Below are 8,396 nucleotides of genomic sequence, written 5' to 3'. Positions count from 1 at the left end.
ATTGCTTTATATTGTTAAAGAACGTTTTGAGTCGCTTTAGCGTCTCAAGGGATGCGAATAATACACCCTTTATTTTTTGAGTCAACACTTAGTTTTAAACTTTCTTTTGGAAGATTTAAAACCGAAGTTTTATTTAACTCTCTGAGTAGTTCGTGCCTCGCTATGCGTTGGCGTTTCCTGTCTCAGTGGGGTCGCATTATAGGGAGATTCGAGCGGGGGTCAATGTTTTATTTCAGCTTTTTGACAATTAAATGAATTTAGTATGAAAGCTATACAAATAAAGGGCTGTAGGATACTTTTAGTTTAAAAAACACTCATAATTTATGTATCAATTGATGATGTATTAGTAAGGTTTAAACTAAGCTGTATGTTAAACAAACAACACACAGCTTTATTTAAAATTAAATATTTATTTAGATGCTATTTCCCATACGGCAATAGAGCCTGATATTTCATTTCCAACAATTAAGAGTGGATTTCCTGTTGCACTTTGCTCTGCTGAAACGAATACCATTCCTTCAGGTGCCAAATCGCCTGTAATATTCGCTCCTTTAATTAAGCCTCTATTATAGAAGTAGTCTTCAAACTGCACATTATATGGATTGGTAATGTCGTAAGCCATAATCCCACCCATACGCTCAAGCCCTATAAAAGCAAATGTACGATCGTCAATTTTACCAATAGTCAGCGCTTCAGGCTCTGCGCCTTTATCATCTGAACGTGAGTCACCTTTGTTTTCATCTTCATTATTGTTAAATGATTCACCATGCACAGATGCTGTTATACGTGCTATATCGTCACCTGAATCAAAAACCACCAGCCCATTGCTATCCCAAATAGTAAAAGAACGTGCACCATAAGCATAAAGCGATTCGTATTGTCCGTCGTTATTGGTATCGCCTTTTATTGTTGTTACTTTTAAGCGACCAATATCATCATCGTCATTATTTAAGTAATCAAAATTAGCAGCAAGCGTTAAGTCTTCAACGCGGCTTTCATCTATATAAGCTAAGCAGCCATCGTCTTTATCGTAATCAAGCCCGCCCTTTGCTATACAGTCTGCTTCATCAGCTGTATCAAAAAAGTATTCTCTTGCGTCACCTTCGTTGGCAGTGACTATAAAGTTAGCGCCTTTCCAACTAAAGCTTGAAATAGTATCGGGCTGGTACATACCATAGAGCCCTGGGTATGATTTAAAATTCACGCCGCCGTCTTTATCTGAGGCATCAAGTTGTAAGCTTGACCAATTTTTAAAGCCTAAGCCCTTTAGCTCAAGACTGTTGTCTTGTAGGTTAACTATTGCAAGTGCATTGTTTTCTTGAATAGATACATAAGCATATTTGTTATCTTTAGAAATGCTAACGTACTCGGGCTCTAAATCCATAGCTACGGTGGTATTTATTAGATTACCGTTAATAGTACGACCATTTGGGTTTGCAAAAACTCCCCCTTGCGCTTCTAGTTCGGTTTGTTTGTTGTTATAGGCTTTAAAATCAATATTTATTGCTGTATCGGCTATTACATTATTTGTTATATCGATAATACTAATAGAACCTTCAGGATCTACGCTGTAGTCGCCACTTGGTTCACCTTCGTTAGCAACCACTGCCTTTGCACCATCATGGGTGAACGTCACCATGTCTGGTAAAAATCCGACTGTAACATTTTTAATAAATACAGGTGAGTCGCCGCTTATATCGTAAAAAGCAATTTCACCTGTATCACCCGTGCTTTCAGCAGCCATTGCCACTGCAAGTAGATTGTTATTTTCATCAATAGCAATGCTGTTTGCATCGCCTTGGGTAAACTCGTTTAAAGGCAACGTAATAACGGATGTTAAATTTGTGCCGTTTATAACCCCTTCGTTATCTTTAACGAGTGCGGCAGTATCAAAGGTGTCTGCGGGTAAAATATTAATAACAGCGTCATCACCTGAACTGTTAATAGCGTAAATCCATTTTTTAGATGCTTGATATGCAACTATTTCAGCTGCACCTTCTGGGCTTTGTGCATTTAATACACCTCTACCCACAAGGTTAATATTTAATGCTGAATTGGCATTTATACCATTTAACCCATTAGTCCCACCTGTGCCTTGTTCTCCCTGTAATCCTTGAGAGCCGTTTTGACCATCGTCACCATCAAGTGAGCAACCAGTAAGAACAGATATAAGTGACAGCGCAATAATTGATTTTTTAAACATGTAATTTTCCTTAGTATTGTATTTGCTAAATATCAACACACAGGCATGACAAGATTATGGCAGTTTTAATACAGCCCCTTAGCCTAAGTAATTAGCTTATACGCTAGCGGAGTTATTAAAATTAAAGCGGCCGTATAGCCAATCGTTTTTACAGTCGGGGAATAATTTCGTTTAATTGCAACCCCTAGCAAAGGTCTAAGTACATCAATACGTGTAATACCCCATGTAATAACACCGCAAAAAGACCAAGTCCCTGTAATAATGATGAATGGTTCAGCAACAGGCCCTAAACTTAAAGGCTGTAGTAAAAAACACAAAACAATCAAAATGCTTTGATGCAATAAATAAAAGGGAAACACCCATACATTGAGCTGTTTTAAATAGTAAGTATTAAAATTTAAAAATCGACGAGCGAGCGCAAGTACAAAAAATACACCTACAACACGTTGAATATTGTAGCTACCGATTAAAATAAAATGAGGAAGAGTAAACACCTTCTGATAACTTAATATTATAAGTACAAACAAAACCGCAAAACTCAAAGCTAGTAATACCAAGTTTTTATTTAAGCAGTTCCAAAAGTAAGTGTTTTTAGCAAGTATGTATCCTGCGAGTAGCAGTATTAAGCCGTTAGTCTCTCTGATTGAATCGCCAGTTAAGTAATGGCTTGTAAATAGTGTGGCAATAGTGAGCAAGGTAATTAAAAACCCAAATGACATACCCCCCTTAACAAATGTTTTTAAAGGCGCAATAAAGGGCAAGCGTGCAAAAAGAGTTAAAACAATAATGATCAGCATAAATTGCCACAACGAACGCAAATACCATAAGTGATTTACATCCACATTCGGCCACACTCCAGACTGATAATTAATAAAAAGCGTATTGTTCGTCTCTATAAAAGCTAAATAAAATTGCCAATAGCTAATATCAATAACACCTTGCTGTGACATTTCTGCAAACAGCTGTAAAGGCACTATTAACCATAACCCCACCAGCAAGGGTAATAGTAAAAAAATAGAGCGGTATAAGGTGAAATGTAACCAAGACTTAAAGCTGCGTACTTTATCAATCATAAAACGCAGTGCTACGCCCGATATAAACCAAATGAGCAACATGCGCCAAGGTGAAAACACCAACATTAAATATTCAACATACTGTGATGTATAATTACTTTTAAAATGAAATCCCCAGTTTTCGCTATACAACATGCCAATGTGATAAAAAATTAGCGACGCAAATGCGATTACCCTAAGCCAATCAAGATAATGTTTACGCGAATTAACTAATGAAGGTTGTTGTACTTGAGTGCTCATGCTTTTACTACTTTATGTATGTTATGCGTTATTCATACCTAAAGCTCTCGCTAAAACTATCTATAAGTGCTTATATTACAAGCAATAGTGATAAAAGGTGGTATACAGGGATAAGCGTGCCACGTCAGCAATAAGCATACATTTATGAACCTACAGCACTTTCAACGTTTTCAAAGCATTTACGCATCAGTATTACTGTGTGCTTACGTATTAATTAATAATACAGTAAACGCTACAACCCAAATAATGGAAGCCCAAAGAGAAGGGGCTTTAACTTTTTTAATGTGGGAGCCATTTGTTTGGGAGTATTCAAGTGCCTTGAGTACTTTGCTTATATTCCCTATTTTAATTTGGTTTTTAAGACACTTATCTTTTAATTGGCAAAATATTACGGCTTCATTAGGTATGTACTTTGGTGCCTCTATTATATTTAGCGTGTTACACGTTGGTATTATGGTAGGGGTTCGTAAATTCATATATTTGTTGAATGATGGGTCTTACAACTTTGGACTTAGCTGGTTTGAGCTTATTTATGAATACCAGAAAGACGCTATAAGCTTTGTGTTTTTCATCGTACTTATCAAAGTATATCAATATGTGGTGCAGCAGTTACTAGGTGAAGCCTCTTCAATTGAAGAAAGTGAGCAGCAAACAACATCGACCATAAACCGCCTATTAGTTAAAAAGCTCGGAAAAGAATTCATTATAAAAATAGAGGATGTTGATTGGCTTGAATCATCGGGTAATTATGTAAACCTACATATAGGCTCACGTATATATCCGTTAAGGGCAACGCTTACAGCATTAAGTAAACAACTTGAAGTGCAGGGGTTTTGTAGAATTCACCGCAGCCATGGCGTAAAACTCGATAAAGTGGAGTCTATTACACCACTACCCAGTGGCGACAGTGAAATAAAATTAACTACAGGTAAAGTACTTAACTTGTCTAGACGCTATAAAGAGCAATTTAAACTTCAACTAAAATAAAAAAGGCTACCTAAGTAGCCTCTATTGTTATTTTTTAACTGGGCGTTTCCAACCCGTTAAATTACGCTGTTTAGAGCGTGCTATTGCTAATTGGTCATCTTCAACGGTACTGGTGATCACAGAGCCTGCACCAATTGTTGCAGTTGCGCCTATATTTACTGGGGCAACGAGTGATGAATTAGAACCAATAAAGGCATTATCGCCAATAATAGTTTTTGCTTTGTTAACACCATCGTAGTTACAGGTAATAGTGCCAGCGCCAATATTCACTTTTTCGCCAATTTCAGCATCACCTAAATAACTTAAGTGGTTGGCTTTAGAGCCTTTACCTAGTCGGGTTTTTTTCATCTCAACAAAGTTACCAATGTGTGAGTCTTCTTCCATTACAGCGCCTGGGCGAAGGCGAGCATAAGGACCAAGCGTACACTTATCTGCAACTGTGGCATCTTCAATCAGTGTATTAGCTTTAATAATAACGTTATCACCAATACTACAATTTTTAAGGACACAGTTAGGACCTATTTGTACATTATTACCAAGCGTGACCGTGCCTTCAAAAATAACGTTTACGTCGATAAGTACATCTTCACCGGTGGTAACTGTTCCTCGCACATCAATACGCGCAGGGTCAGCAAGTGTTGCGCCATTTAACATTAACTCTTCTGCTTGCCATGCTTGGTAAGCGCGCTCTAAGCCTGCAAGTTGTACGCGGTTATTTGCGCCCTCAACTTCCATTGCATGATCTGGCTGAGCTGAAGTAATTTCTATGCCTTCACTGTGAGCCATTGCAACGATATCTGTTAAGTAGTACTCGCCTTGTGCATTATTGTTAGATAAGTTACCTAACCATGTTTTTAATAGCTTACCGTTAACAGCCATAATGCCTGTATTTACTTCGTTAATAAGTAACTGCTCTGGGCTTGAATCTTTTTGCTCAACAATACCAACTAACTTACCACCGGCACGAAGCATTCGACCATAGCCATTTGGGTTTACCAAATTTACCGTTAATACAGCTAAACCATTTTTAGGTGTTGCGGCTAATAAACGCTCTAGTGTTGATTGCTTTGTTAGTGGTACATCACCGTATAAAATTAATACCGTGTCTTCATCATTAACATGAGAGTTGGCTTGCGCTACTGCGTGGCCAGTACCAAGTTGTTCAGCTTGAAGTACCCAATTTACATTGTTATCGGCAAGTTGTTGTTGTAATAGTTCGCCGCCGTGTCCGTAAACTAGGTTTGTAGTCGTTGCACCTAATGCCATCGCATTATCAATAACGTGCTGCACCATTGGTTTACCTGCAACTTTGTGCAAAACTTTAGGTAAAGCAGAGCGCATACGAGTACCTTTACCCGCAGCAAGAATAATAGTTGTTAGAGCCATTAAAACAATTTCCTTTTTTCGTTGTTTTAGCTAAATAAGTCTTATGTTCGATCAGAAGATTACGTAAATCACTTCTTGTGCAAATACTCAGTAGGTTAGTTTATTAGTACTGAATCTTGACTGAAAAAACACACTTAATTGGATGACGTTATTGTAGCGAGGATTGGTGAAGGATATAAGTGAAAATTATCGTTATAGTGCTTTCATTCTTATTAAATTAAAAAGTAAAAAACTCAATAAAGCTTACTTAGGCACTTCTATAGCTTTTACTAGCTTATTATTGTTAATAGTAATAGTGGTAAAGGCTAGAGTACCAAGCTCTTTTGCATAGCTTAGCTGTGTTATCAAACCAACCTTTAATGTGTAAATAAGCTCAGCATTCGCTTTAAAGCCTAAATTCAAATCATATAAATAGATATTAGAGCCATCAGAATGAAAAAGTTTATTATCATTAAGTGCAAATGAATGCTTGTATAGAACAGAGTTTAATTCAAATTCATGGGTTATCAAATTATTCCAACTATCAAAAATCTGTAACTTATTTTGCGCAGAAAGGAATATAAACTTTGAGGTTGAAAGTTGCTCAAACCAAACTGGATTGCTAATTGGTAGCAACATACTTTTTTTGGTAGCCCTATCATATAGGTAAGCCGTGTTACTGGTAGCTGTATCACCCCGCAAAATGTAGCCTATATTTTTGTTATTCAAATACTCTACATTTACAATATTACCATCAACTGTAATAGTATCTTTTAAACTTAACTCTGCAGTGTCGAGGATATCAATTACATTGCTCTTTAATGCTAATAGCTCTTCCCCATCACTTGAAACTTTCATTATTGAAAAATCAATAATGTTTGATTTAATACTCACAGTACCCGTAGCAGTATCTAAAACAGCTAACCTTTTTATTTGTGCATCATTAAGTAAATAATAAATATATCCATTATTAGTGTTCTGAGCGTTGAATGTATTTATATTTTCCGGTGCAATATCTTCTAAATTAAGGGCATCTAAACTGAGTTGATAAATGTGGCGGGTGTACGGGTATTGTGTCGCTAGCATTTCACTTGGGCTCAAAGGTAACGTAGTTGAATAACCTGAAACTCCCTGCATAGATACTTTTTGAAGTAATTTTTGACTAACGAGGGAGTACTGATAAAGAATATTATCAACATTATCGTACCAAAGTAATGAGTTCGATTTTTGATCGTAGTTTAATGACCAGATACGATTTTTGGTCGTATAAAGGTGAGTTTGAGCTCCGCCTTCAGTATCTGCAATGTACAATTCACTAAAACCAAATTGATGGCGCTCGAAAACCACCTTATTTTTATCTTCTATATGAGCCAGAAATTTATCACCGTAAGAATTTAAATTGGGAGAGCTTATTTGATACTCTTCACCCGTTATGAGGTTACGATTCATCAATACAGCAAGCTCATCCCGATTACGGTAACCAAGTTTAGAATATACAAAATTCGTATTATTAACCCCTTCACCAAAAAAAGGTAAATTATTACAATCAAACAAATGTTTTGCTTCACCTATAAAATTACTATCAATAATAAACACTTGGCAGTCTTTCTTGCCACTATTCTGTCTATAAATAATATCACTATTATTATATGACCAACCAACTGGAGTTAATTCATATCCTATTTTAAATAATACCTTTTCTCTGCCTGTAATAAGATCTTTATTGATTAAATAAGACTCTAGCCCTTCATTTTTTGAAACAATAAACGCTAAGTTCTTTTCATTAGGTGAAAGTACAAGAAAACTATGGGTTCCATCTTTCATTGATAGAACCTCTTCTTGGTAGTCTTTGTAAGTTGTTTTTACTTCACGATTTTTGACTGGCCAAATAAAAGAAATTAACAGGATACTAACTAATAAAAGTAGTAGGAACGCCCTTAAGCGAGTTTTATTTATTACAGGTTTTGCTTTTTTTATTACATCTGGTTTATTAAGGTTATCTATGGGGAGGTTTTGGTATTCGCTTTCAATAAATTCAACGCTAGGAACAAAACTATATCCTTTACGATAATGGGTTTTTACTACTAGCTCGCTTTGTTGCGGCGATTTTAATATTTTGCGAAGTTCTGAAATAGCTCGATTAATGGCGTTATCGTCAACATAAGTCTGACACCAAACATCTTCAATTAGATTTTCGCGGGTAATAATCATGTTTTGATTTAAGATAAGGTAACTTAAAATTTTGTACAGTAGTGGCTCTAACTCTTTTTCTACAGTGCCATCACTAATTATTTGCCGCTTTATATTTAAACACCAAGCACCAAATTTGACTTCTACTACTGAATCAGAAAACTCTGCTTGTTTCATTTTTTCACTTACTTTATATCCTTATAGCAGTCTATTCGTTGCTTGATTTTCACAATAAACCGCCACACTCCATTAACTGAAGGTTAACAGTTTAGTGTTTCAGTGTCATCTCTCAGGCACAAAAAAGCCCACTTAAAGTGGGCTTTTTACAAACCGGATAG

The 8,396-nt window shown here is 36.3% G+C and carries 5 protein-coding genes; 1 reads left to right on the top strand and 4 read right to left on the bottom strand.

What is annotated here, in order from left to right; translation table 11 throughout:
- Positions 1–409: 409 nt before the first annotated feature.
- Both I6E72_RS17710 and I6E72_RS17705 read right to left on the bottom strand, forming a co-directional pair.
- Positions 410–2,203 (bottom strand): choice-of-anchor I family protein, encoded by a 1,794-nt coding sequence (locus tag I6E72_RS17710; protein ID WP_197113451.1) that lies wholly within the window; start codon positions 2,201–2,203, stop codon positions 410–412.
- A gap of 83 nt (positions 2,204–2,286) precedes the next feature.
- On the bottom strand, positions 2,287–3,516 hold the full coding sequence (locus I6E72_RS17705; protein ID WP_197113449.1) for an acyltransferase family protein: 1,230 nt from the start codon (positions 3,514–3,516) through the stop codon (positions 2,287–2,289).
- 144 nt (positions 3,517–3,660) lie between these two features.
- Here I6E72_RS17705 and I6E72_RS17700 point away from each other — a divergent pair, with 144 nt between their 5' ends.
- Positions 3,661–4,503, top strand: coding sequence for a LytR/AlgR family response regulator transcription factor (locus I6E72_RS17700; RefSeq protein WP_007585965.1), 843 nt, complete (start codon positions 3,661–3,663; stop codon positions 4,501–4,503).
- Between the two features lie 27 nt (positions 4,504–4,530).
- Here the strand turns inward: I6E72_RS17700 and glmU are convergent, their stop codons facing one another.
- Positions 4,531–5,889, bottom strand: coding sequence for a bifunctional UDP-N-acetylglucosamine diphosphorylase/glucosamine-1-phosphate N-acetyltransferase GlmU (glmU, locus tag I6E72_RS17695; RefSeq protein ID WP_197113447.1), 1,359 nt, complete (start codon positions 5,887–5,889; stop codon positions 4,531–4,533).
- Positions 5,890–6,132: 243 nt separating this feature from the next.
- Positions 6,133–8,235: a winged helix-turn-helix domain-containing protein gene (locus I6E72_RS17690; RefSeq protein WP_197113445.1), complete on the bottom strand. Its 2,103-nt coding sequence runs from the start codon at positions 8,233–8,235 to the stop codon at positions 6,133–6,135.
- Between the last annotated feature and the right edge of the window lie 161 nt (positions 8,236–8,396).

This window comes from Pseudoalteromonas sp. NSLLW24 (genome assembly GCF_015864725.1).
Lineage (GTDB): Bacteria > Pseudomonadota > Gammaproteobacteria > Enterobacterales > Alteromonadaceae > Pseudoalteromonas > Pseudoalteromonas arctica.
The sequence above is the reverse complement of the archived record's forward strand: the minus strand, read 5'-3'. Positions and strand labels throughout refer to the sequence as shown.

Coding starts and splice junctions, on each gene's coding strand:
- I6E72_RS17710 (WP_197113451.1), bottom strand. CDS start 2,203: ATGTTTAAAAAATCAATTATTGCGCTGTCACTTATATCTGTTCTTACT.
- I6E72_RS17690 (WP_197113445.1), bottom strand. CDS start 8,235: ATGAAACAAGCAGAGTTTTCTGATTCAGTAGTAGAAGTCAAATTTGGT.
- glmU (WP_197113447.1), bottom strand. CDS start 5,889: ATGGCTCTAACAACTATTATTCTTGCTGCGGGTAAAGGTACTCGTATG.
- I6E72_RS17700 (WP_007585965.1), top strand. CDS start 3,661: ATGAACCTACAGCACTTTCAACGTTTTCAAAGCATTTACGCATCAGTA.
- I6E72_RS17705 (WP_197113449.1), bottom strand. CDS start 3,516: ATGAGCACTCAAGTACAACAACCTTCATTAGTTAATTCGCGTAAACAT.